The organism is Glaciimonas sp. GNP009 (genome assembly GCF_054343755.1).
This window is the reverse complement of the sequence record NZ_JBTGUV010000004.1, coordinates 725,675-751,217: the sequence shown is the minus strand read 5'-3', so window position 1 is coordinate 751,217 and position 25,543 is coordinate 725,675. Positions and strand designations below refer to the sequence as shown.

At 48.2% G+C, this 25,543-nt stretch carries 22 protein-coding genes, 1 tRNA gene and 2 pseudogenes; 18 read left to right on the top strand and 7 right to left on the bottom strand.

Going from position 1 to position 25,543, the window contains the following annotated elements; translation table 11 throughout:
* Positions 1-7 precede the first annotated feature (7 nt).
* From nuoI to ACXX82_RS04335, 8 genes are all read left to right on the top strand, one after another.
* Complete coding sequence (gene nuoI, locus ACXX82_RS04370; RefSeq protein WP_205321414.1) at positions 8-496, top strand: NADH-quinone oxidoreductase subunit NuoI; 489 nt, start codon at positions 8-10, stop codon at positions 494-496.
* An 81-nt stretch (positions 497-577) separates the two neighbouring features.
* On the top strand, positions 578-1,207 hold the full coding sequence (locus ACXX82_RS04365) for an NADH-quinone oxidoreductase subunit J (protein ID WP_322232368.1): 630 nt from the start codon (positions 578-580) through the stop codon (positions 1,205-1,207).
* A 12-nt stretch (positions 1,208-1,219) separates the two neighbouring features.
* Positions 1,220-1,528: an NADH-quinone oxidoreductase subunit NuoK gene (gene nuoK / locus ACXX82_RS04360; protein WP_168055397.1), complete on the top strand. Its 309-nt coding sequence runs from the start codon at positions 1,220-1,222 to the stop codon at positions 1,526-1,528.
* Positions 1,529-1,755: 227 nt separating this feature from the next.
* Entirely contained in the window at positions 1,756-3,819 is a 2,064-nt protein-coding gene (gene nuoL, locus ACXX82_RS04355) for an NADH-quinone oxidoreductase subunit L (RefSeq protein WP_323518868.1), read from the top strand.
* 27 nt (positions 3,820-3,846) lie between these two features.
* Positions 3,847-5,337 carry an NADH-quinone oxidoreductase subunit M gene (locus ACXX82_RS04350; protein ID WP_323506761.1) on the top strand — a complete coding sequence of 497 codons (1,491 nt, stop codon included), beginning with the start codon at positions 3,847-3,849 and terminating at the stop codon, positions 5,335-5,337.
* Between the two features lie 79 nt (positions 5,338-5,416).
* On the top strand, positions 5,417-6,928 hold the full coding sequence (gene nuoN / locus ACXX82_RS04345) for an NADH-quinone oxidoreductase subunit NuoN (RefSeq protein WP_323506760.1): 1,512 nt from the start codon (positions 5,417-5,419) through the stop codon (positions 6,926-6,928).
* A 4-nt stretch (positions 6,929-6,932) separates the two neighbouring features.
* On the top strand, positions 6,933-7,241 hold the full coding sequence (locus tag ACXX82_RS04340) for a DUF2818 family protein (RefSeq protein ID WP_322232364.1): 309 nt from the start codon (positions 6,933-6,935) through the stop codon (positions 7,239-7,241).
* 340 nt (positions 7,242-7,581) lie between these two features.
* Entirely contained in the window at positions 7,582-8,136 is a 555-nt protein-coding gene (locus tag ACXX82_RS04335; RefSeq protein WP_323506759.1) for an NUDIX domain-containing protein, read from the top strand.
* A gap of 180 nt (positions 8,137-8,316) precedes the next feature.
* Here the strand turns inward: ACXX82_RS04335 and ACXX82_RS04330 are convergent.
* From ACXX82_RS04330 to ACXX82_RS04320, 3 genes and pseudogenes are all read right to left on the bottom strand, one after another.
* Positions 8,317-8,412 (bottom strand): annotated as a pseudogene (locus ACXX82_RS04330) (FxDxF family PEP-CTERM protein); the annotation flags it as partial.
* 153 nt (positions 8,413-8,565) lie between these two features.
* Positions 8,566-9,153 (bottom strand): annotated as a pseudogene (locus ACXX82_RS04325) (ice-binding family protein); the annotation flags it as partial.
* 1,471 nt (positions 9,154-10,624) lie between these two features.
* On the bottom strand, positions 10,625-12,307 hold the full coding sequence (locus tag ACXX82_RS04320; RefSeq protein WP_322232361.1) for an electron transfer flavoprotein-ubiquinone oxidoreductase: 1,683 nt from the start codon (positions 12,305-12,307) through the stop codon (positions 10,625-10,627).
* A gap of 232 nt (positions 12,308-12,539) precedes the next feature.
* On the opposite strand from ACXX82_RS04320, the gene ACXX82_RS04315 reads away from it, so the two are divergent.
* On the top strand, positions 12,540-12,908 hold the full coding sequence (locus ACXX82_RS04315) for an acyl-CoA thioesterase (protein WP_458562498.1): 369 nt from the start codon (positions 12,540-12,542) through the stop codon (positions 12,906-12,908).
* A gap of 242 nt (positions 12,909-13,150) precedes the next feature.
* On the opposite strand, the gene ACXX82_RS04310 is transcribed toward ACXX82_RS04315, so the two are convergent.
* A complete protein-coding gene (locus ACXX82_RS04310; protein WP_322232359.1) occupies positions 13,151-13,717 on the bottom strand; it encodes a LuxR C-terminal-related transcriptional regulator in 567 nt (188 codons plus the stop codon).
* Between the two features lie 246 nt (positions 13,718-13,963).
* Between ACXX82_RS04310 and ACXX82_RS04305 the strand changes: the two genes are divergently transcribed.
* From ACXX82_RS04305 to ACXX82_RS04280, 6 genes are all read left to right on the top strand, one after another.
* Positions 13,964-14,659 (top strand): CoA transferase subunit A, encoded by a 696-nt coding sequence (locus ACXX82_RS04305; RefSeq protein WP_322232358.1) that lies wholly within the window; start codon positions 13,964-13,966, stop codon positions 14,657-14,659.
* An 84-nt stretch (positions 14,660-14,743) separates the two neighbouring features.
* On the top strand, positions 14,744-15,397 hold the full coding sequence (locus ACXX82_RS04300) for a 3-oxoacid CoA-transferase subunit B (RefSeq protein WP_322232357.1): 654 nt from the start codon (positions 14,744-14,746) through the stop codon (positions 15,395-15,397).
* Between the two features lie 226 nt (positions 15,398-15,623).
* The gene (locus ACXX82_RS04295) at positions 15,624-16,499 is read left to right on the top strand and encodes an alpha/beta fold hydrolase (protein ID WP_458562497.1); all 876 of its coding nucleotides are present in this window, start codon (positions 15,624-15,626) and stop codon (positions 16,497-16,499) included.
* Positions 16,500-16,693: 194 nt separating this feature from the next.
* Positions 16,694-17,044, top strand: coding sequence for a RidA family protein (locus ACXX82_RS04290; RefSeq protein ID WP_322232355.1), 351 nt, complete (start codon positions 16,694-16,696; stop codon positions 17,042-17,044).
* A 7-nt stretch (positions 17,045-17,051) separates the two neighbouring features.
* Positions 17,052-19,316, top strand: coding sequence for a RelA/SpoT family protein (locus tag ACXX82_RS04285; RefSeq protein ID WP_322232354.1), 2,265 nt, complete (start codon positions 17,052-17,054; stop codon positions 19,314-19,316).
* Positions 19,317-19,438: 122 nt separating this feature from the next.
* Positions 19,439-19,513: transfer RNA gene (locus ACXX82_RS04280), tRNA-Val, on the top strand.
* A gap of 441 nt (positions 19,514-19,954) precedes the next feature.
* Here ACXX82_RS04280 and ACXX82_RS04275 read toward each other — a convergent pair.
* The 3 genes from ACXX82_RS04275 to ACXX82_RS04265 all read right to left on the bottom strand — a co-directional run bounded on the left by ACXX82_RS04275 (position 19,955) and on the right by ACXX82_RS04265 (position 22,341).
* Positions 19,955-20,251, bottom strand: a complete 297-nt coding sequence (locus ACXX82_RS04275; RefSeq protein ID WP_458562496.1) for a transposase — start codon at positions 20,249-20,251, stop codon at positions 19,955-19,957.
* Between the two features lie 277 nt (positions 20,252-20,528).
* A complete protein-coding gene (locus ACXX82_RS04270) occupies positions 20,529-21,038 on the bottom strand; it encodes a VOC family protein (protein ID WP_458562495.1) in 510 nt (169 codons plus the stop codon).
* Positions 21,039-21,435: 397 nt separating this feature from the next.
* On the bottom strand, positions 21,436-22,341 hold the full coding sequence (locus ACXX82_RS04265) for a LysR family transcriptional regulator (RefSeq protein ID WP_458562494.1): 906 nt from the start codon (positions 22,339-22,341) through the stop codon (positions 21,436-21,438).
* A gap of 320 nt (positions 22,342-22,661) precedes the next feature.
* Here ACXX82_RS04265 and ACXX82_RS04260 point away from each other — a divergent pair, with 320 nt between their 5' ends.
* The 3 genes from ACXX82_RS04260 to ACXX82_RS04250 all read left to right on the top strand — a co-directional run bounded on the left by ACXX82_RS04260 (position 22,662) and on the right by ACXX82_RS04250 (position 25,514).
* Positions 22,662-24,353 (top strand): sigma 54-interacting transcriptional regulator, encoded by a 1,692-nt coding sequence (locus ACXX82_RS04260; RefSeq protein ID WP_458562493.1) that lies wholly within the window; start codon positions 22,662-22,664, stop codon positions 24,351-24,353.
* Positions 24,354-24,825: 472 nt separating this feature from the next.
* Entirely contained in the window at positions 24,826-25,206 is a 381-nt protein-coding gene (locus tag ACXX82_RS04255) for a 2Fe-2S iron-sulfur cluster binding domain-containing protein (RefSeq protein WP_458562492.1), read from the top strand.
* Positions 25,203-25,514, top strand: a complete 312-nt coding sequence (locus ACXX82_RS04250; protein ID WP_458562491.1) for a phenol hydroxylase subunit — start codon at positions 25,203-25,205, stop codon at positions 25,512-25,514. The genes ACXX82_RS04255 and ACXX82_RS04250 overlap by 4 nt, the downstream gene beginning before the upstream one ends.
* Positions 25,515-25,543 lie beyond the last annotated feature (29 nt).

The following is a 25,543-nucleotide window of genomic DNA, read 5'->3' as shown; positions in this document are numbered from 1 at the left end:
ATAGCAAATGGAAGCGATCAAGGATTTTTTCGGTAGCTTGATGCTATTGGAGCTGCTCAAGGGATTACGGCTAACCGGCCGTTATCTGTTCGCGCGCAAAATTACAGTGTTATTCCCTGAAGAGAAGACACCGCAGTCACCCCGATTTCGTGGTCTGCATGCGTTACGTCGTTACCCCAATGGCGAAGAGCGTTGTATCGCGTGCAAATTGTGCGAAGCAGTGTGCCCTGCGATGGCGATTACGATTGAGTCAGAGCAACGTGATGATGGATCGCGCCGTACTACGCGTTACGATATCGATCTGACCAAATGTATTTTTTGTGGTTTCTGCGAAGAGTCTTGCCCAGTCGACTCTATCGTTGAAACACATATTCTCGAATATCACGGCGAAAAACGCGGTGATCTGTACTACACCAAAGAAATGTTACTCGCAGTTGGTGATCGTTATGAACCCGAGATCGCCGCTGCCCGTGCTGCGGATGCTGCATACCGTTAATTGGTATTGCTCCCGGTTTTGAGGACGATTTATCCTCAAGCCTGAATTTAAAGCTTATTTAGCTGACTTTTTTGGTCGATTATGGAATTTAAGACATTCTTGTTCTACGCGTTTTCAGTGGTGTTGGTGATGGCCGCTTTACGTGTTATCACAGCGCGCAATCCAGTGCATTCAGCTTTATTTCTGGTGTTGGCGTTCTTCTCCGCAGCTGGTATCTGGATGTTGCTCAAGGCCGAGTTTCTGGCGATTGTGCTGGTCCTGGTGTACGTCGGCGCGGTAATGGTGCTGTTCTTGTTTGTCGTAATGATGCTGGATATTAATCTTGATAAATTACGAGAGGGATTTTGGGGTTACTTTCCACTAGCAGCAACGGTGGGTGTGATTATTGTCCTGGAAATGGCCGCGGTGTTACTGCGCGGGTTCTGGGCACCGGAAAGTGAAGTGCCCGCCATTTCCGCCAACATAGGCAATACTAAAGCGCTCGGCTTACTGATTTATACCCAATATGTTTATGCGTTTGAAATTGCAGCGGTAGTCTTATTGGTGGCAATTGTGGCTGCGGTTGCATTAACATTGCGCCGTCGTAAAGACACCAAAAGCATGGCTCCGCATGAGGCGGTCAAAGCGCGCAGTGGTGATCGGATTCGTCTGGTCAAGATGAAGTCCGAGCAGCGGCCATTCGATGCGCCACCGTCGCCAGAGAAAAAATAAGAGGAACGCAGCATGACTTTATCACTGTCACATTATTTGATCCTCGGCGCGATTCTTTTTGCTATCGCGATCGTGGGTATTTTTTTGAACCGAAAAAACATTATTGTCTTGCTGATGGCAATTGAATTAATGTTGTTGTCGGTGAATATTAACTTCATCGCCTTTTCGTATTATCTGGGCGATGCAGCTGGACAAATTTTCGTTTTCTTCATCATGACCGTGGCGGCAGCAGAAGCGGCGATTGGTTTGGCAATTCTGGTTGTGTTATTCCGTAATCTTGACACCATCAACGTAGAAGATCTCGATAGTTTGAAGGGTTGACGTATTGGCCGGAACGGCTTGAATAAGAATGTTAACCCGTGGCATGGAGCAATTGGTTTTGAACAGAAGATGTTCTGAAATAAGCGTTCGGAGGGTAAAGTTCTGGAGTCGTCGTTCAGGCAAAAGTGGCCGTTCATAAGTAAAACAAGTGACAGCGCACAGTACGGCGGATTGTGCGGCGTGCATATCGCGACCAAAGCGAACAACGAATAAAGATAAGGTTCATCATGGCGGGGCAACTTAACCCACAATTACTTCTGGCTGTACCGTTGGCACCTCTTGTAGGTGCAGCAATCGCAGGCTTGTTCGGAACGCGATTTTTTGGCAATGTAATCGGACGCAAGACTTCGCACACAGTGACGATTCTGGGCGTACTGATCGCGTTCATTATTTCAATCCAGACATTATTTGCAGTGATAGATGGTGCCTCATTCAATGGCACACTCTACACATGGATGACCGTTGGCGGCGTCAAGCTGGAAGTCGGATTTTTGATCGATAGTCTGACGGCAATGATGATGTGCGTTGTGACTTTTGTGTCGCTAATGGTGCATATTTATACCGTCGGATACATGAAGGATGATGCGGGCTACAACCGCTTCTTCTCTTATATTTCGCTATTCACTTTCTCGATGCTGATGCTAGTCATGAGCAACAACTTCCTTCAGTTGTTTTTTGGATGGGAAGCTGTGGGACTGGTGTCGTATCTGCTGATTGGTTTCTGGTACACCAAGCCGACCGCTATCGTGGCGAATATGAAGGCATTTTTGGTCAATCGCGTTGGTGACTTTGGTTTTATTCTTGGTATTGGCTTGTTGCTGGCGTATTCGGGTTCGATGAACTACACCGAAGTATTCGCGCAAAAAGGCGCCTTGGCACAACTGACACTGCCGGGCAGCAACTGGATGTTACTGACTGTCGCCTGTATCTGTTTATTTATTGGTGCAATGGGTAAGTCTGCGCAGTTCCCACTACACGTCTGGCTGCCAGATTCGATGGAAGGTCCGACGCCAATCTCTGCATTGATTCATGCGGCGACGATGGTGACAGCGGGTATTTTTATGGTGACACGTATGTCACCGTTGTTTGAGTTGTCAGACACGGCATTGTCGTTCATTCTGATCATCGGCTCGATCACTGCGTTGTTTATGGGTTTCCTTGGGATGATCCAAACCGATATCAAGCGCGTGGTAGCGTATTCAACGCTTTCGCAGCTGGGTTATATGACGGTCGCATTAGGCGCATCGGCTTACTCCGTTGCAGTCTTTCATTTGATGACACACGCATTCTTCAAGGCCCTGTTGTTCCTTGGTGCCGGTTCCGTGATTATCGGTTTGCATCATGATCAGGACATGCGCAACATGGGTGGTTTGCGTAAATACATGCCAATTACCTGGATAACGTCGTTGATCGGCTCGCTGGCTTTAATCGGAACGCCGTTTTTCTCAGGTTTTTACTCGAAAGACAGCATAATTGAAGCTGTGGAAGCGACGCATTTGTATGGCGCCGGTTTCGCAAAATTCGCAGTGCTGGCGAGTGTTTTTGTGACTGCATTCTATTCTTTCCGTATGTATTTCATGGTGTTCCATGGTGAAGAGCGTTTCGGTAAGGCCCACCATCATGACGATCATCACGTTGATCATCACGATGAAAAAAACGCAGAAGTTGCGGACGATCATGCGCATCACGGCCTGGCACCGGGGCAAAAACCACATGAGTCTCCATGGGTAGTGACGGTCCCGCTGATTTTGCTGGCGATTCCTTCGGCGGTTATCGGTTTCTTCACGATCGAACCTATGTTGTACGGCAACTTCTTCAAAGGCGTAATCGTAGTCGATCAGGCGCATCACGCGATGGAAGAGCTACGTAACGATTTCCACGGCCCTGTTAGCATGGTCGTGCATAGCGTGACTTCAGCACCTCTATGGTTGGCGATTGCCGGCGTGTTGGTCGCCTACTATTTTTATATGATCAATCCGCGTGTGCCTGCGATGATCAAGCAGAAGCTGCATCCGATTTTCGTGTTATTGGACAATAAGTACTACCTGGATAAATTCAACGATGTTGTCTTTGCTGGCGGTGCACGTTTAATTGGCCGTGGTTTGTGGAACGTTGGCGACCGCAGCCTGATTGATGGCTTGGTTGTGAATGGTAGCGCCAAGGCCGTCAACTGGTTCTCGAAAATTACCCGCCTTTGGCAGTCCGGTTACATCTATCACTATGCGTTTGTGATGATTATTGGTGTGCTGGGCTTCCTGGTTTGGTTCATGCCTTCTCCGTTTGCCAAATAAGTTGGCGAAGTAAAGTAAATAATAACCATGATTCAGTCAACTTTCCCTCTTCTTAGCCTCGCGATCTGGTGCCCGATCGCGTTTGGTGTGCTCGTCCTGGCAATTGGTCGCGACGATAATCGGCAAATGGTTCGATGGCTATCGCTATTTGGCGCGCTGGTCAGTTTGGCCGTCACGGTGCCATTGATAACACATTTCGATAACAGCTTCCACGGCATGCAGTTTGTCGAGAAAGCTGCCTGGATTACACGGTTCAACATTAACTACTTTGTCGGAATTGATGGCCTGTCGCTGTGGTTTATACCTTTGACTGCCTTCATTAACGTAATGGTGATTATTTCTGCCTGGGAAGTGATTCAAAAGCGGGTCGCACAATATATGGGAGCGTTTCTCATATTGTCGGGTGTCATGATCGGCGTATTTTGTGCGCTTGACGGTATGTTGTTCTACGTATTCTTTGAAGCAACGTTAGTGCCGATGTTCATTATCATCGGTATATGGGGCGGTGCTAATCGCGTTTATGCGGCGATCAAGTTCTTCCTGTACACGTTCTTCGGATCGCTGTTGATGCTGATCGCTTTGCTTTATTTATACTTCGTCTCCGGTGGCAGTTTCGATATTTTGACGTGGCATCAAGTGCCGTTATCGATGTCCGCGCAGATCTATATTTTCCTGGCTTTCCTGATGGCGTTTGCAGTTAAAGTACCGATGTGGCCAGTGCACACGTGGTTGCCAGATGCACACGTCGAAGCGCCTACCGGTGGTTCTGTCGTGTTGGCCGCCATCATGCTGAAGCTGGGCGGTTACGGCTTCCTGCGTTTCTCGCTGCCAATCGCACCGGATGCAAGTCACTATCTTTCTGGCTTTATGATCACGCTGTCGCTAATTGCTGTGATCTACATCGGATTAGTGGCATTGGTTCAAAATGATATGAAGAAGTTAGTGGCATATTCGTCTATCGCTCACATGGGTTTCGTCACTCTTGGTTTCTTCTTGTTTAATGATATGGCAGTGCAGGGCGGTATCGTACAGATGATTTCCCATGGTTTCGTCTCTGGTGCAATGTTCCTTTGTATCGGTGTGATGTATGACCGTTTGCATACGCGTGAGATTTCTCAGTACGGCGGCTTGGTCAACGTGATGCCGCGTTTTGCCGCATTATTTGTCTTGTTCTCACTAGCCAATAGTGGCTTGCCAGGCACTTCCGGTTTTGTTGGTGAATTTATGGTGATCCTGGGTGCTGTAAAGGCCAATTTCTGGATTGGTCTTCTGGCGGCAACTGCATTAATTCTAGGTGCTGCGTATTCGTTGTGGTTGGTCAAGCGTGTGGTATTTGGTGTTATTACCAATCCACACGTCAATGAAATGAGCGACCTTAATAAACGTGAGTTCTTTATGCTTGGGTTATTGGCGATTGCTGTTATTGCGATGGGGTTATATCCAGCGCCGTTTGCTGATGCGATGCAAGTCTCGGTGGCTGACCTGTTAAAGCATGTTGCCATGACCAAACTGAACTGATGACATCATGTCCTTAAGCAGAAATAAAAACGCGATTCGTGCGCGATTAGTAACAGTGAAAAAAATAAGCGGCAAATAAATGAATAATATAAATCTGATCCCTGTTTATCCAGAAATATTTCTGCTGATTGCGACCTCCGCAATCTTGCTGATTGATATGTTTATCTCGGATGCCAAACGTCACATCACTTATTATTTGACCTTGCTGGTGTTAGTGGTCTGCTTTGGACTGACACTGGTTGATTTCAATGCGGGTGCGACGGCTTATACCTTTCACAATATGTTTGTGAGTGATCCTTTAGCGCATCTACTGAAGCTTTGTTCTTATATCGCCGTGTTCGTTACGCTAGTCTATTCGCGCCAATACATCGGCGACCGCGAGATGGTCAATAATCATCTTGGTGGCGAATTTTATCCATTAGCGTTATTCGCTTTATTGGGGCAGATGGTCATGATATCAGGGAATAATTTCCTGATTATTTACCTCGGTTTAGAACTGATGTCGTTGTCTTTGTATGCGTTGGTGGCATTACGCCGTGATAATGCCAGTGCGACTGAGGCAGCGATGAAATACTTTGTACTTGGCGCGATGGCCTCGGGATTTCTTTTGTACGGTATGTCGATGTTGTATGGCGCGACCGGTTCACTGGATCTGATTGAAGTTACTCGTGCCATCGCTGGTGGCGGTACTGAAACCCAACACAACACATTGGTGTTCGGCGTGGTGTTTCTGGTCGCTGGCCTTGCATTTAAGCTGGGTGCTGTGCCATTCCATATGTGGGTTCCGGATGTCTACCAAGGTGCACCGACTGCTGTGACGCTACTGTTAGGTGGCGCACCAAAATTGGCCGCATTTGCCATTTGTTTCCGTTTGCTGGTAGAAGGTTTGTTATTGTTGGCGGTTGACTGGCAACAAATGCTGATGGTCCTTGCGATATTGTCGATGGCGATTGGTAACATTACCGCAATTGCGCAAACCAATATTAAGCGGATGCTGGCGTACTCAACGATTTCGCACATGGGCTTTTTGTTACTCGGCTTATTGTCGGGTGTGGTTGACGGCAATATGTATTCTGCTACCAGTGCTTACAGCGCTGCATTGTTTTACGCAATCACCTACGTACTGACTACGCTCGGCACTTTTGGCGTCATCATGTTGATGGCACGCTCTGGATTTGAAGCTGAAAATATCGATGACTTCAAGGGTCTTAATCAACGGAGTCCGTGGTTTGCTGCGATCATGCTGTTGTTGATGTTGTCCCTCGCAGGCGTTCCACCTTTGTTAGGTTTCTTCGGTAAATTATCGATCTTGCGTGCGGTACTTGGTACTGGCCAAGTCTGGCTGTCAATCGTGGCTGTGTTGTTCTCATTGATCGGTGCTTATTATTATTTGCGTGTGATCAAAGTGATGTATTTCGATGATGCGCAGGATACGTCTAAAATCGAAGCTCACGGAGACGTGCGTGTGTTGTTGAGTCTGAATGGCCTTGCAGTATTAGTACTCGGAATTTGGCCCGGATTTTTGATGGATATCAGTCAAGCTGCAATCGTTCGCTCTCTGGCCAGTTTTGTTGGCCGCCTGACGTCGTAATAGCGTGAACGTATCTTCATCCAGCTGGATAGTCATTTTCTTGGCGTTGTTGGCAGCCAACCTTCCATTCGTCAACGAACGTTTGTTGGCGCTTATTCCGCTCAAGCCAGGTGTTATCAAACCTGCTTGGGCGCGATTGATTGAATTGTTTGTGTGGTACTTCATTGTTGGTGGAATTGCTTATTTGCTTGAGTCGCGCATTGGCAATCGGTTCACACAGGACTGGGAATTCTTTGCAGTCACGGGATGCTTGTTTTTGGTGTTCGCTTTTCCGGGTTATGTACACCGATATCTGCGTAAAAAACGCAGCTGACGAATTGATCACTTTAGGCGGTAACGTCAAGTCGCGGTCATAAGTCGACTTGATTTTGTTCCGCAAGGCATGTCTGGGTCCTGATCTGATTTCAATTTAAAATCAATCAGCAGGACGAAGTGCAATTGACCATGACGGGACGCGCCAGTAACGCATAATCGATCACACTGCAAATTAGATAAGCCTATCGAGGAGTTTCTTCTCAGGGTAAGTGTCAGTATGGCAATCATTCGCGTTGAGTAAATATGCTGTTATTGAATGGCAGCGAATGTCGGGCGCCAACCGTATCCTCCTTATTTCCTATCAGCGTTCTTTTCCCTTTTCCTACCGGAGCCTTTATATGGACCAACACCTGAAAGAAACCAGGATTGATAGCGCATTGGCTTACGATGGCAGTTTTCTTAAAGTACAACGCGATGTCGTTGCATTGCCGGATGGACAGAAAACCATACGTGAGTACATAAAGCATCCCGGTGCGGTTGTCGTGTTGCCTTTGTTTGAGGATGGAACTGTTTTGCTGGAGCGGCAATTTCGGTATCCGTTGGACCGCGTATTTATTGAATTTCCGGCCGGTAAAATTGATGCAAATGAAGACCATCTGGAATGTGCGAAGCGCGAGCTACAAGAGGAAACTGGTTATACAGCAACTGAGTGGCATTACGTTTGCACGATTCATAATGCGATTGCCTACGCTGATGAACATTTGGAAATTTTTCTTGCCCGCGGTCTGACCGCTGGTGAACGTCGTCTGGATGATGGCGAATTTCTGGATGTATTTAAAGCACCGCTAGATGAGGTGTTACTGTGGGTTCGCGAGGGGAAAATTACCGATGTTAAAACGGTTATTGGCGCATTTTGGCTAGAGAAAATCGTGGCGGGACAGTGGACTGTATAACGCCATGGGTCCTGTAGATTTCATCCTGTTCGATTTCTAATATTTGAAGCAGTTTGTCACGATGAAGATGCATCTCTGTACTGTCTGCACAACGAGAATCTGCTTCAACAGGATCAAAAAAATAAGAAAATGCAAATTCGAGCGTGCGCTGACCCAATATCAGACGCACGTGTTAAATACTTAAGCTTGATTCTTACGACGCGCCATAAAGCCTAACAAACCAAGGCCAGCTAAGATCATGCCGTACGTTTCTGGTTCCGGCACCGGTGACGTGACATTAATGTGCACTGCTGTGCCATTTGTCCCAATCCCAAAGCCGTTTCCTGTACCCAGGCAACCAGTACCGCCGATTTTGGCGGTGTCACCAGCCTGGACGTAAGAAGTTGCCGAAAATACGCCACCACAAGAGGAAGCATTTACGCCAGCGACGATCGCGTTGGCACCGACGCTGATGTAAGTCTTCGCCAGAATGGTGCCGATTACATGCGCGGTGTCGCCGAGGGAAGCATACCCGTTTGTGACGTTCCAGATCACGCTATCGCCGACACCAGGATTTGCCAATACAATGTTTGTCGTACCGCCGAAAGCCAGAATGTCAGCGATATTAAAGACCCAAAATTGATTGGCTTTACCTTGGCCATCCAGAGTTAGGGTAGTACCGGCAGTCGTTGACAGGCTAGGCGCGCTATACACGCCAGGGAGAAGTGTTCTACTAGTCACCATGGTGGCCGCCAGAACTGTCCCCGAGCCCATTTTATCCAAAGCGGTTTGTGCTGCCGTTACTTGATTAGCGGTCGATGTGACCGTATTTTGTATCGATTGTGTAAAAGCTGTCGGATTGATGGGAGACGAAGTTAAATTCGGCGTTGTTACATAACCCGCAGCAGTAATTACGCCGGTGGCTCCTATAGTCCCACCGACTGAACCTGATGCACTAACAGTGGCGGTGCCCCCCGACAGCAAGTTTCCGCTAAGAACAGCATTGGCGCCAACTGTGGTGACGCCACCCGATGTCATATTGCCCGCGACTTTTGCGCTGTCGCCCATTGTCCCTGCGCCGCTAGACTTAAGACTGCCGCCAGTAATGGAACTCTGACCAGTGGTTAACACATCACCTGACCAGATATTGCCGGTGACCTTTGAGGCCGCGCCGCCAGCAGTGTTTGCACCAACAGAAACCTCATTGCCGTAGACGGTTGCGGCAGCACCAATGGTCGATACATCACCAGATAGGACGTTGCCGTAGATAATGGAATTCGCGCCGCTAGTTGCGTAGGTATTTGCAAAGACGGTTAATTTATCTGCGTTTAAATCAAACAATGGACTTACACCAGCATGAGCGGGAGCGTAAACAAGTGTGATTAACAGCGGCAGTGCCAATTTCATCATGTTCATTTGGTTCCTTGGGTTATATGTTTTAAAAGATTGCGTAACGTTAGCTAAATCCGTAAACAAAACTAATGTCAGGCACCGTTGAATCACAACCAAAAACCTATTTTATTTGCTTGGGTCGATGCCCTAGCGAGTCGGTAGTAACGCATCCGCCAATGGCAGCGGTATTGGCTTCAAGATGAACAGTTTCTGCGACAATCGGTAAGCGGATATTTTTTACTAACGCCTTTAAATCGGGGGGGCATTTTATACACACCAAATTTACTTGAGCCTCAGAAGTCACTATCGCACTCGCAAGAGCAGATTGATCTTTAAAGCTACATAACAAAAATCAAAGAATGCGCAATCGACGAACAGTTTTCATATAAAAGCTCTTTGTGAATTTCTGGAAAGAGCTGTCAATGTGTACTAAAGGCTCCTCGATGATTTTTGTGGAATTGATTATCCCCACAAATTTTTGATACATTACTTCAATATTTATATTGTTTTATAAACACTATAATTTATTTATTGTCACAATAAAAACCCGTCAGTAAGTCGACGAATATCGATATTTGCTGACATTTTGTGGATAATGCGCATTTTTGCCGACTGCAGTGTCGGGCCTTCATGCAATGCATCGCAGTTTATGCGTGTTTTGGAGGATTAGGTGCGTTTAGCGGGTAATTTGAAGCTTGCTCGGGTGGGACCGGACGTTATTGCTCACCTAAGCTAGTGCCGCGATGGAAGCTGACATACAATTGTGGGCGTTGTCGATACCGCATTGTAAATCGCTGGGTATATTCCTCGCTTGTTGCGGTATGGCGAGGTGTTCTGCCGCGAGGCATATTGCGGATTGAAATGAAGTGTCTTGCGGAGGTGCAGAAGTTGAATTCTTTAAGATGCGCGCGATAAGATCGTATAGGGGGAAAATCAGACATTTTTCCATTAATCAACTTCAAGCTCACTCTTAAAAAGTCGAGTGAATGTGACTGGGACATGCGGTTAAGCGCCGCATACCGTCAAGAAACTGTGAACCGATTTTAATGCCAAGTGCCACGACATCCGCTCCTTTCGATTTTTTCAGGGGGAGCGAATGTCGCCTATAGAATACCACCTACATATTGGCGTAATTCGGCCCACCACCGCCTTCTGGTGTCACCCAAACGATATTTTGCGTAGGATCTTTGATGTCACAGGTTTTACAATGGACACAATTCTGCGCGTTGATTTGTAGCCGTTCAGTCTTATCCGGGTTGGTGACAAACTCGTACACACCAGCCGGGCAATAGCGCGCTTCCGGCCCCGCATATAGTGCTAGATTGACATTTACCGGCACCGATGCGTCTTTCAACGTCAGATGTGCCGGCTGTTCTTCGGCATGGTTTGTATTCGAAATAAATACCGACGACAGACGGTCAAATGTCAGCTTTCCATCCGGTTTGGGATATTTGATCGGCGCATAGTTTGCCGCCGGTTTCAGACATTCATGGTCGGCATGAGTGTGATGTAAAGTCCATGGCGCTTTGCCGCCGAATACGATTTGGTCGATCCCCACCATTACGCTGCCAAAGTACAGACCTTTACTCATCCAAGGCTTGAAATTACGTGCCTTATGCAATTCAGCATGGAGCCACGATTTTTCGAATGCACTGGCGTAATCGACTAGTTCATCATGTTGGCGCTCAGTGACAATCGCTTCGAAGGCTGCATCAGCTGCCAGCATGCCGGTTTTGATCGCTGCGTGGCTGCCTTTAATGCGGCTAGCGTTAAGGAATCCCGCTTCACAGCCAATTAATGCACCGCCGTTAAACGTCAGCTTCGGCAGGGATTGCAAACCACCAGCAGTGATTGCGCGAGCTCCGTACGACAGACGTTTACCACCGACGAAAAATTTGCTAATTTCAGGGTGTGTTTTGTAGCGCTGGAACTCTTCGTACGGCGACATGTACGGGTTTTCATAGGACAGGCCGACGACATAACCGACTGCGACCTGATTGTTTTCCAGGTGATAGAGGAAAGAACCGCCGTAAGTCTTGGTATCGAGCGGCCACCCGGCAGTATGGATCACCAAGCCTGGCTTGTGCAGCTTTGGATCGATTTCCCACAGTTCTTTAATCCCCAAACCATAAGTTTGCGGATCCTTACCTTTGTTTAAATCGTACTTGGCGATGATTTGTTTGCCAAGACTGCCGCGTGCACCTTCGGCGAACAGCGTGTATTTGGCGTGTAGTTCCATGCCCAGCTGAAACGCCTCGGTCGGTTTACCATCGCGGCCAATGCCCATATTGCCCGTCGCTACGCCTTTAACTGAGCCATCATCGTTATAAAGGACTTCAGCGGCTGGGAAACCAGGAAATATGTCTACGCCGAGTGTTTCTGCCTGCTGACCCATCCAACGCACGACGTTGGCGAGTGAAATGACGTAATTTCCGTGATTCTGAAAACAGGACGGTAACATCCAGTTAGGGGTCTTGAAAGCTTTCGTGGCCGTCAAAAAGAGGAATCTGTCTTCGCTGACTTCCGTGTTCAGTGGCGCACCGAGTTCTTTCCAGTTGGGGATTAACTCAGTTAGTGCTTGCGGGTCCATCACTGCACCAGACAAGATATGGGCGCCGATTTCGCTTCCTTTTTCAAGTACGCAGACCGAAACTTCTTTGCCTTTTTCATTCGCTAACTGCTTTAGCCGAATGGCAGCGGCTAACCCAGCAGGACCGCCTCCCACGACGACGACGTCATATTCCATTGCCTCTCTTGGGCCGTATTGTTCAAGTAAGCTCTGCGGTTGGTTCTCGGTCATTGTCTCTTCACCTATATTTAATTTTCTAACGTTTGTGCTAATTGTCACGGATATTGCGGCAGAATACTAGACTTTGCCATGTGCATGCTGCGTGCAGTATGGCTTGCACGTGCTAATGTTGCATTCCCGCATCAGTCGTAATGCCACGGTTCGCATTCGGTAGTGCCATCGTATGGATCTGTTTTTTTGAAAGAACGTAATGGATAGTGATAAATTAGTTCACCGTAGTCGAATGGCAATTCGCTGGGGCGATATGGATGCATTCGGACATGTGAATAATACGGTGTACTTCAGATACTTAGAGCAGGCTCGGATAGAGTGGTTGGAAACCTTGGGAAGGCCTATTGATCACTTTCAGGGACCGGTTCTGGTGAATGCGCAGTGCAGTTTTTTGCGTCAGCTCAGATATCCTGGCGACATTGAGGTCTATTGCCGCATGGGAACAGTTGGTCGTTCAAGCGTTGAGATGACGTACGAAATCCGCCGGGTTGATTCGCCTGACGTTATCGTTGCAGAGGGATCTTCTAAGTTAGTATGGATTGATTTCAAGCTTGAGAAATCTGTGCCGTTGCCTGACGCCGTGCGTGAAATGTTGACCTGAGAAGCTTATCTCGTTGTGGAGATTGTGCCTGTCGAATATTCGGTATATGCGATTTTCATAGCGGCTTAAGTTGTATGTTGTGCACTCTTACGGAAGGCATTTTCTTGTCTAACTCAGGCGATTGCAGATAAAAACCAAGTCACCATTTGGCATTTACAAGACGATATTTCTTTTAGAAGTACTTTACGATAAAGCACTACCTGTGGCACTGTTTAGCGCGCCAATGAAAGAAGCCGGCAGTGTCAGAGTTCCTGAGACATCCCCAGTAGTCGATGCACTAACTCACTTGAAGTCGCTGCGGCAAATTTTTTCATCAGATTTGCGCGATGCATTTCTACGGTACGCGGACTCAAACCGATTTGTTTGCCGATTAATTTACTAGTCTTTCCCTCCACCAACAATGCCGCAATTTCTCGCTCACGCGGTGAAAGCTCTGCTGACGCCTTGCGTTTACTGCTTAAATCTTCAAAAGTCCAGATTCCGGCTGCGTGTGTGTTAGTTGGCACCAAGGTGTGACCAATGACGTGGCACCAAAAAAGTTCGCCGTCTGCTCGACGCATGATGCGCTCATCAGAATATGCCCCTTTTGCATTCATTATTGGTACGATACGTGCTCCAGTGCGTTCAAATTCATCCGGTGAAGGATAAAGAATTTGGAAGGATTGGCCATTCAATTGACCACTTTCGTAGCCGAACATGCTGGTTAACGCGGCATTGCATACTTGCATGACACGATGCCTGGAAACGCACATGCCAATTGGAGCATGGTCAAAAATGACTTGATAATCAATTTCTGGGGAGTCATTCATTGGCAATTATATGAGTACAAGCGGCGCTATATTACACCTGTGTGATCGCGAACGAAGGGAGCGTTTTATGTGATAGTTTGTAGGCGTTGCTGTCATATTTATTCAATGATCCGAAAATTGCAAAGTGTCCGAAGGAAAGGCGCATTGCGTATTTTTACGGTATTGTCGGAACCGACAGATCATCATATGCTATCAGGCGAATTAAAAGCAAAAATAGTCTGAGTTAACTCATAAGGAGATAGCGGTATGAATAAAGTTTATCCTGACGCGATCAGCGCGTTGGCGGGTATTGTGAGTGACGGCCAAACGGTCGCGGTTGGTGGTTTTGGTTTGTGCGGTATTCCTGAGGCCCTCATTGCAGCATTGCGTGATTCTGGCGTTCAAAATCTGACTGCAATTTCGAATAACGCGGGTGTAGACGGTTTTGGCCTCGGTCAACTGTTGACAACCCGTCAAATTAAGAAAATGATTGCATCGTACGTGGGCGAGAATAAAGAGTTCGAGCGGCAGTATTTGGCTGGTGAACTTGAGTTGGAATTCACTCCACAAGGAACGTTAGCGGAGAAGTTGCGTGCCGGCGGCTCGGGTATCCCTGCATTCTTCACCAAAACCGGTGTGGGTACGCTGATCGCCGAAGGCAAGGAAGTACGCGAATTCGACGGTGAAAAATACATCATGGAACGTTCGTTAGTCGCTGACATCTCTCTCGTCAAGGCTTACAAGGCGGATCGTAGCGGTAATCTGGTTTATAACAAAACGGCGCGTAATTTTAATCCAAACGTCGCGATGGCTGGAAAAATCACTGTCGTAGAAGTTGAACATTTGGTCGAAGTTGGTGAAATTGATCCGGATGAAGTGCATACCCCAGGAATTTTTGTCCATCGGATCGTGGTCAATGCGTCCCCGGAAAAGCGGATAGAACAACGCACCGTAAGCAAATAAGTCTCGACGTCTCGTCTTAGGTGCCTGCAAAACGGCAGTCGTACTGAAGGCGAGTAAAAAACAATATAAGATCGGAGAATAAATATGGCATGGACTCGTGATGAAATGGCCGCGCGTGCGGGGCAGGAATTGCAGGATGGCTTTTACGTAAATCTGGGTATCGGCTTGCCGACTTTGGTCGCAAACCACGTACCGCAAAATATGGAAGTCTGGTTACAGTCAGAAAATGGTCTCTTGGGTATTGGCCCTTTTCCTACCGATGACAAGGTCGATGCGGATTTGATCAACGCGGGTAAGCAAACTGTAACTTCTTTACCGGGATCTTCTTTCTTTAGTTCAGCAGACTCGTTTGCCATGATTCGTGGCGGAAAAGTGAACCTTGCTGTTTTAGGGGCTATGCAAGTATCGAAAAGCGGCGATTTGGCGAACTGGATGATTCCAGGAAAAATGGTCAAAGGCATGGGCGGCGCTATGGACCTGGTCGCTGGTGTCAAGCGCGTCGTGGTCCTGATGGAGCACGTGGCTAAGGCTAAAGACGGTTCAACATCCCACAAAATCCTTGATGAATGTAATTTGCCGTTGACTGGTATCGCAGTGGTAAATCGTATCATTACCGATTTGGCCGTACTTGACGTGACGCCGCAGGGCTTAAAAGTGGTTGAATTAGCCACCGGTGTGACAAGAGAAGAGTTGATAGAAAAGACAGGCGCTCTGCTGGATTTCAGCAACTTGCATTAAATCGGTTTCAACGAAAAAAAGCGCCGACACATTGTGTCGGCGCTTTTTTTTGTTCTTTTGCCTGAAATATCATCGGTAGAGCGGCAAATAAACGGGTTTAGGTTGAAGTGCGCCGGGTGAGTTTATCGATAGCATCGGTCATGATTATCCATTAACGCAGCTTTTTTAGTGGAAGCGACGGTAGAATAGAGGGGCTTTCACTTGTCTGCTCAACCGGATGCCGTTTATGACTTCAGCTTTGCACAAGACTGTCCAATGTATTTCCCCTGCAGGTTTGCACGCAATGGCGTATCAGGAATGGGGCGATCCACATAACCCTAACGTATTGCTATGTTTGCATGGTGTGACACGGGTATCTGATGACTTTGATCAGTTGGCACGTAATATGTGCGACACCTATCGCGTCGTATGCCCGGACGTCGTAGGTCGCGGTCGCTCTGGTCGTTTGCGTAATCCCCAATATTATGTCGTGCCACAATATGTCAGCGATATGGTGACTTTATTAGCCAGACTAAATGCTGACACGGTCGATCTGGTCGGCACGTCAATGGGTGGCCTGATTGGTTTGGGTCTGGCATCTTTGCCAGATAATCCTATTCGCAAGCTAGTTCTTAACGATGTTGGTCCCCATCTGAATCCCGACGCGCTTACCCGGATCGCAGCGTATATCGGAGCCGATATGCGGTTTCCCACTTTTGACGCTGGAGCGGCTTATATTAAGTCGATTTCTCTCCCTTTTGGAGAACACACTGACGTCGAGTGGCACAAGTTGGCTGCCGATGTTTTACGTCAAAACGCTGCTGGAGAATGGGTCCGCCATTACGATTTGGGATTAGCCGTCCCGTTTGCGACCTCCACAGCTGATAACTACAAGGCCGCCGAAGTGATGTTGTGGTCTGCGTATGATGCCATTCAATGTCCAACATTATTAATACGTGGCGACCAGTCAGATTTGCTATCGCATGAAGTCGCATTGTCGATGACCCAGCGTGGCCCTAAGGCGAAACTAGTCGAATTTGCTGGTGTAGGACACGCGCCAACGTTGCTGCATGCAGATCAAATTGCGGTTATAAGCGACTTTCTGTTCGGACAAGAGGCATAGTACTCGCCAGCGGCGAGATATTAATGGGCTTGCCAAGATAGTGAGCAGCCAAAAAAATAACATCACGATCGGTTTTCGATTGTCGGTTATCACCGGTGCGTTGCTTCGCATTGCCGGGAAAATTGCTTTTGGATGGCTTTGATGGTCTTGATAAGTAGTTAAAATAGAATTATTTCTAGTATGAAGGAGACACTATGAGTATCACGCGTTTGCATGTAGGAAAAAGATTGTCAGAAGTTGCGATCCACAACGGCACCATTTATCTTGCTGGTCAGTTGGCCGAGGATGTAAGTCAGAATATCGAAGCACAAACACGGGAAACGTTAGGTCACATTGACCGTTTGCTCGCTGAGGCTGGCAGCGATAAAGAGCACATTCTTTCTTGCCAGATTTATCTCGCAGACATTAAAGATTTCGCTGGCATGAATTCGGCATGGGACGCATGGGTCGCAGCGGGAAATTCACCACCCCGTGCTACCGTTGAAGCCAAACTGGCACGACCAGAAATCCTGGTCGAAATCGTTATTGTTGCCGCACAAAAGTAGATAGCCGATGGTCGCCTTAACTTCAACCCAAGATGCCGATCAAGTGCAACTTTGCACTGGTTTAAGTGCGGACGATAGCGTACGCGTACTAGACGCGTTAGCGTTCGTCGAGCCATGGTATAAGGGTAAGACAGTCGCGACCGGGCAAACTGCGCTCGAATTTTCGCTAGGCGTGGCCAATGTATTGGCATTGCTCAACACCGATGTTGAAACGCGTATCGCCGGGCTGCTATTCGAACTGCCCTTAATTGATCCTGCCAATTTGGCGATGATTGAGCCGCAATTCGGTAAAGAAATTAGCGAGTTGGTCGTCGGCGTTCGACAATTAATGCGTCTGCACGGTTTTACTTTTGCATTGCCGCAAGAAGTAATGCGAGGGAAAAACGCTGCGCAGCAAGCTGCTACGCAAGTAGAGACATTGCGCAAAATGTTATTGGCAATGGCGAGTGACATGCGCGTTGTGTTAGTGCGGTTGGCGTCTAGGCTGGTGGGATTACGTTTTTTTGCCGAGCAAAAATTAGAGAATGCGCTCACCAGTCAATATGCGCGTGAAACGCTTGATTTGTACGCCCCGCTGGCGAATCGGCTTGGTATCTGGCAATTAAAATGGGAACTGGAAGACCTCTCATTTCGCTTCATTGATCCGACAACCTATAAACGTATCGCCAAGATGTTGGAAGAGCGGCGGATCGAGCGGGAAGGCTTCGTTGAAGTCGCTATTGCGCGTTTGCGAAGTGAGCTGGCGGACGCTGGCATTAAAGCAGAAGTATCCGGGCGACCTAAACATATTTTTAGTATCTGGCACAAAATGCGCGGCAAGGAGCTCGACTTTTCCGAGCTTTACGACGTCCGTGCGTTTCGGGTGATTGTCGAAGACGTCAAGACCTGTTATACCGTCCTGGGTATCGTTCACAATATATGGGTACCAATTTCTAAAGAGTTCGACGATTATATTTCTCGTCCCAAGCAAAACGGTTATCAATCGCTGCACACCGTCGTGATGGCTGAGGACGAGCGCGCATTGGAAGTGCAGATTCGTACCAACGATATGCATCACTTTGCCGAATATGGCGTTGCGGCGCACTGGCGCTACAAAGAAGCAGGCGGCTCGAATTTTTCAGCACAGAAATACGATGAAAAAATTGCCTGGCTGCGACAATTGCTAGCTTGGAAAAGCGAAGTCGCTGATGCCGTTGTTGAGCACGAAGACAGCCGTCGCGAATGGCTGGAAAAATTAAAATCCGCTACGTTAGATGAGCATATTTATATACTCACACCGCAAGCACGCGTGATTGAATTGCCCAACGGCGCGACGCCGATCGACTTTGCTTATCACCTGCATACCGATGTTGGTCATCATTGTCGTGGTGCACGCGTCGATGGTGTGATGGTGCCATTAAACACGGTGCTCAAAAATGGGCAAACCGTTGAAATCATTACCGCCAAAAGTGGGGCTGGCAACGCCGGCCCATCGCGTGATTGGCTCACCCCAGGTTATGCGACCAGCTCCCGGACCCGTTCCAAGGTGCGTGCGTGGTTCAATGCGATTGAACAACAAGAGACGCTATCTACCGGTCGGGCATTGCTTGATAAAACATTGCAAAGGGAAGGCAAAACAGCTGTCAATCTGGAAGAATTAGCACGTAAGTTAGGCTTTTCCAAACTGGAAGAATTGGTACTGGCGCTCGCTAAGGACGAGTTTAGTTTGCGTCACGTCGAGCAAGGATTGCGCGAAGAGGAAAGCATCAAGCCTGCGACTGCTGATATTCAGCAGGAAGAAGCCGCGATTACACGCAAAAGTCGCGCCTCAAGTGTCGATCATGGCGGCAAGACCGGTGTGTTGGTGGTGGGAACAGACGGCTTAATGACGCAGTTGGCCAAATGTTGCAAACCAGCCCCGCCAGATCCTATCGTCGGCTTTGTCACGCGTGGAAAAGGTGTTTCCATCCATCGGGAAAACTGCAAGAATTTTTCTGAAATGCGTGCAAAAGCACCAGAGCGCGTCATTCAAACTACGTGGGGCGCGCCAGCTGTTGAGACGGTGTATCCGGTCGATATTTTTGTGCTGGCCAGTGATCGCCAAGGTCTGTTGCGTGATATTTCGGAAATTTTCTTGCGCGAGAAAATCAATGTAATCGGCGTCAGTACCCAAAGTGCCAAAGCCCATGCGAGAATGGCATTCACTGCTGAAATTGCCTCAACGGCGCAATTGCAAAAAGCGTTAATGGTGATTCGCGAAGTAAAAGGCGTACTAGAAGCGAAGCGCCAATAACGCTTCGCTTTCCGGTTCGATACGGCACTTTCGTCAGCACATAATGTGTGCGATAATTTATATTATCGGTGGTCAATCAATGCAATGTTGATCCAATGACACCGATCGACAGATCGCCAAATGGAAGGTTAGCTCAGGGGTAGAGCATCGCACTCACACTGCGAGGGTCGCAAGTTCGAAACTTGCACTTTCCACCAGAATTCCACTTTAAAATCATACACTTAGGTTTTTTTCCACGTCTCTTTTGTGAAAAAGGGAACAAAAAGGGAACATTTATCAAAAAGTCGTCGAAAAAAGCGCTTCAAGACGAACTCGCTTATCTCCATCTAATCCTCGCTTAATCCACTTCCCATAATGTTTTGTGATCATGCTCGTATCTGCGTGGCGAAGTTGAGTTGCCACATACCAGGGAAATTGTTACGTCTAGATCAAAATTAATAGGCAATTATTTATTTATTTTCATTATTTTTAATTGTTGATTATTTAGTAATGAATTAAGACATATAATATATTACTAATCTCAGGAATATTAATTGTGATTAGTCATATATTATATTTCTTCGATAGAAACTATCAAGTGACCGTTTTTGTTTTGAATGCTTTTTCTGATGAGCTCGAGATGATCAATTTGAGAATCATCAACATAAATACCGCGTGAGTAAGCGAATCGAGACGAGCACAACGGGAAGTAATGTTGGCATCGTCTGCGGTGCATCGCCAAACAGGCCGGCGCGAAATTCCCGTCGCCATTTGAACGCCATATTGGCATTGACCCCATTTGCCATCGCCATCTTGGAAACCGACACCCCGGCTTCACAGGCCGCTGCGGCAAGCCGCCGCTTGAAATCGACCGGATAGTTCGGTCGTCCCTTCCGGTTGCCCGGCTTCAATTCAGTATTCAAAGTAGTTCCCATCATAAAAGTAGTGGGAACCACTCTGGCGCATAGCGCTACCTAAGTCCGGACGGCCCAGAAGTCACGCTTACAGAAGTTAGCGCTTTGCTGGTGCATGGCTGAGTTTTTCGAACTCTCCGCTGTTGAACGCCTGGAGGCGCTCAACGCTGCTGCCAGCCGTTCCGGCCGTCTGCCTCATCTTCTATAGCAGGTAGACGAGCTAGGGTCGCATTTGGAGGATCCGACGAGTTTATAAGCGCGATATCGAAAAAACAGCTATGAACATGACCGAAAACTCAGATACTGGTGCTTGATATCGTTACCAGCTGTCAGCCATCTTGGTTGCACTTGTAGATTCGTAACCCAAGGGACCGTGCGCCATGCTTAAAAGCTCCAGATATTGACCCCAAGGTGCCTTCAGATAGACCCAGTCCAAACCTTTCAACGGCCCGGCATCTATGTAGGTCGGTCCGTCAAGGACCTCCACTCCCAATGCGCGAAGCCGATCGGCTGCTTCATAGGCGTCTGGCACCTCGAAAGCCAGATGGAACGCGCCAACTTCGGAATTGCGTTTGATCGGCGTAGGAGGTTCGTTCTCGTACTCGAACAACTCAAGATTGGTGCCGTTACCACAACGCAGGAACTTGACATCGCGTATGCGGGAGGTGCTCGCTGCACCGAGCTTTCTGACCATAAATTCGCCATCCATCTCCATCCTGCCGGTGCTTAAAACGGTTACGGCACCAAATACCCCTTCGAAAAATCGCACTGCCTGATCCATATCAGGAACGGTCAATCCGATGTGCTGCAAACCATTAACTTTAATCATCGTTATCTCGCTTCAAAATAATCAAAACCATATGTTGCCGGTTGCTTTGACGAGACGCAGATCCATCAACTCGCCAGCAATATCGTTAAAAAATAGCAGGTAGCCATAGACTGCCATCTGTCAAAACATGAAAGCCATTTCATATCCTGTTAATACGAAAGAGGAAAATCCTCTTTTCAATATACGTTAGGGAGATCAAGCACAAGTAGACTAATTTCATCGTTTCGGAGTCGGCTCGCAGACGGCGCTCTGAGTCGAGGCCGGAATTTTTGCAAATGCCTTAAGCCCGGAAAATATAACATTACGAGTTAGTTAATAATACAAAAAAACTTATCAAGTAAATCAAGAGTAGCGTCAAGGTGTCGACTAATATTTTTAGATTACCCTTGAATATAAGTCAACTAATGGAAGCTCGGATTTCACTTGCAAATTCCCTGACAACTTCAAGGAATGCTTTCAGAATAACGGACTGGTCATCGAGTCGATAGACGCAACTCAAATCGACTACAGCATGCGGTGCATTCTTTAAAGGTCGGTAAACCACACCAGGCAATTGTATAGCGGTCGCTGATTCGGCCACCAGAGAAATCCCGAATCCGCTTGCGACCAATGCCAGCCCGGTGACCGCATCGCCAACGGCTTGCGATACCACCGGAAGAAATCCTTCGCATCTGCAAAGATCTACTACTTTATCGATGAAATTCGGTCGAGTTCCTGTAGGAAACATGACCATAGGTTCGTCTCTGAGCGCCTGCAGCGGAATTGCATGTTCTGCTGCTAACGGATGTTGCGCATTTAGCGCCACGACAATCGCCTCGGTGACGACAAGTTCGGTTCCGAGGTCAGGATAAGGCTCGAGCAGACGATTGAAGCCAACCGTAATTCTGCGCTGACGGATCGCTGTAATTTGCTCACTTTTTGTCATCGTATGCAGCACCACATTGACGTCGGGATAGGTGCTGCGAAAACGTAACAGCAATTTGGGGATGACATCAAGCGTACCGGAGCCGAAAATTCCGATGTCCACCCGGCCGAGTTTTCCCTGACCAGCGCGCCGGGTTCGCTCGGTTGTCTGTTCTATCAAAGAGAGTATGTTCTGGCCTTCCTCAAGCAGCAGTTCTCCGGCCGATGTGAGTTCCACTCCCTTGGGGGTCCGAGTGAATAGCTGTACGCCTATTTCTTCTTCGAGTTGCTGAATTTGACGGGTCAACGGTGGTTGAGAAATATTGAGCGCAACCGCCGCCCGACCAAAATTCTGTTCTTGTGCAACCGCAATAAAATATTTCAGATGGCGAAATTCCATGCAGGTCCTAGACTCCTGTAACGTAAATCACGACGCAACCTTATGAGGTGATATTACTTTTTAAGTTATTATTTGTATGGAAGGAATCTTACCACTAAGCCAAAAGAAGACAAGCAACTACTAAAAATGACAAGTGGGACAATGCGCTATGAGACGGCGTATTTTGAGAAAATAAACTGATGGTCGCGAGCCACTTGAACGTGTGTGGCATTAGCGCTGTCATCGATATGGAAGTCGAAAATAAACGTTTTACTGCCGTAAAGAGGCTGTGTCGTCACGTCCAGTCTTCTTCGGTAAATTATAAAAATAAAGGAGATAGCATGAAACCCATGGACCTGATGGAGCGCTTGAATTTGCGCTCGCGCCTGCGTTTCGACCCCGAGAACGGTGAAATTTGGCTTGATGAGGGCCGCATGGTGCTGCTTCACACCAAAGCGTTCGGTGCATTACGCAAGGAATTGTTTGATTCGCTGGGAATGGAGCGCGCGCGCGGGCTGCTGGTACGTATGGGATTTGAGTCCGGAAAAAAAGATGCGGAACTCGCCAAGAAAATTGTCGGTAACAATTCACTCGAAGATATCTTCCTGGTTGGTGCCGAAATGCATATGCTGGAGGGGATGGTAAAGGCCAGGATGGTCCACTCTGAAATCAACCTGGAGCTAGGCACATTTTATGGCGAATTCCTGTGGGAATATTCATGGGAAGCCGAATCGCAATCCCACTTATTCGGTATCGGCAAGGACCACGCGTGCTGGAGCCAGATTGGTTATGCTTCCGGTTATGCCACCGCCTTTATGAATCGTTTCGTGGTATTTCGTGAAACCGAATGTAAAGCATGCGGGGCCGCCAATTGCCGGATCGTGGGCAAGCTCGCTGAAGAGTGGGAAGACCCGGATTATCTACGTTACTTTCATCCTGATAACATTGTCAGAGAACTGATGGAATTACAGGAGGAAGTCGCGCAGTTGCGGGCGAATTTATCCAATGAACGTAAGCCGGGTAGTCTGATTGGGGTGTCGGCTGGCTTTCGCCAGGCTTTCGATCTTCTTAATAAAGCATCCCCCAGTGCCATCAGTGTGTTGCTATTGGGGGAAACAGGCGTAGGAAAGGAGCGTTTCGCGCGCTGGTTGCATGACAATGGGCCGCGTGCAGACAAACCGTTCGTGGCGATTAATTGCGCTGCCATTCCCCAGGATCTGATCGAGTCCGAGTTGTTCGGTGTAACCAAAGGCGCTTACACGGGAGCTGACCAATCCCGGCCCGGACGTTTTGAGCGCGCGCATGGGGGAACGCTTTTTCTGGACGAAGTGGGAGAAATGAGTCAGGCCGCCCAGGTCAAGCTGTTGCGGGTACTGCAAACGGGTGAGGTAGAACGCCTGGGCGATAACCAGGTGTGTAAAGTGGATGTCCGGCTGGTTGCCGCGACCAATGTGAATTTGCAGCAGGCAATTGCAGACGGACGATTCCGGGCAGATCTGTATTACCGACTTGCTACCTATCCGGTATTGATTCCACCGCTGCGTGAGCGACGCGCGGATCTGCCATTACTGATTGAGTCACTGATTGAAAAACACAGTCTGCGTTATCACAAAAAAGTAAGGGGGGTAACTGACCGCGCTTTGCTGATGTTATCCAGATATCCCTGGCCGGGAAATATTCGGGAACTGGAGAACGTCATCGAACGTGGCGTTCTGCTGGTCGCCAACGGCGGCGTTATCGAAATTGACGATTTGTTCGCTAACATTGAAGAGCCGCTGCGAAAGGGCGAGGCAATCGCCGGAGACGGGCATTTACATGAGACTGCAGATCCCCATCAGGGGATACCTTACGACCAATTGCTCAGCGCAGACTTTAATCTCAATACGCATGAAGACGGGTTGCTGAAATTTGCCGTCGAAAAAGCCAGCGGTAATCTTACCCATGCTGCACGTCTGCTGGGCATCACTCGGCGCCAGCTATCGTACCGGCTATCCAGGCACCCGGACCCTGGCGGGCATGCATGTGCTGACTAAATAGTGAGCTGCAGGCCGCATCACCTCTGACCAGAAAAGCGGCCTGCACACTTTGTTTCTGTTAAGCATCAAAGCTGTTTTCATTCTTTGGTTCGCATTTCCTGCACTGATATTTTGCTGTTCCGTCCGCTCTGAACTTCTGTTGTTCCCCCTAGGTATCCGTTTCAGCTCTCAATTGATTTATCGGTTAATTGACGGCTTTCGTACCGTCGCGTTTTTATCCGTTTGATTTCATCCTGTGCCCTACGGTTTAGTCAGGTGTGCATTATTTATTTGACCAAAGCGTCAGGTGCTTCCTTTGCCTGGCTATTGATTATTTAAATAATTCAAATAAATCAATGACTTAATCGCTGGTACGTTTATTGCTGAATGAAGTAGACAAATAGTCGCGCCGCCGTTTGGGTGAGCGCTTCAGACAAAAATCAGGAGACCGTATGACTCATCTTATTCGCCCTTTTGCGCGCAACAAACAGTGACTGACCTGGCTGCGTCTGCGCATATGTTTTCAGTGATGTTAGTCAACACCGGCCAGACAGTCACCTGCAAAGCGGGTGAGACCTTGCTGGCAGCATTCATGCGTAGCGGTAAAAAGGGTATCCCGGTGGGCTGCCGTGGTGGCGGTTGCGGGGTATGCAAGATCGAAGTCATTTCCGGTCAAATTCACACCAAACCGATGAGCCGCAGCCATGTCAGGGAAGAAGATGAGCGCGCACGCCGTCTGCTTGCCTGCAGCGTCTATCCACTGAGTGACCTGAAGGTAAGTGCCATCGGTCGTCTCGCTGGGCTGATTGCACCGTCTCAAGCGTCTGAGTCCTCTCTACTTCACCCAACCTTCAAGCGAGCGATGTCATGACCCGTGCAGAGACAAACAGCAGTTATCCCTTGCCATTTGATACCTCGCTCAAATATGTGCGGGTGCGCCAGTTGCGCGGAAAACGATTCGTGGAATTTGATTTCGCTGTAGGTGAGCCGGCGCTGTTTGCTGAGCTCATCCTTGAGCGCGATGCGTTCGAGGTATTTTGCAAGGATCACCAGGTGACGTTGCTGCTAGACGATGAACTGGTCGCGCCGGGACAACAGGATTGGTCGTGGCGATTAAGCAATGCCACCACTGAACGATTCAAGTCTGAACCATCTATCAATTCGGAAGACAGAGCGTAGCTGCCTGTCCCATTACGCCTATTACCATC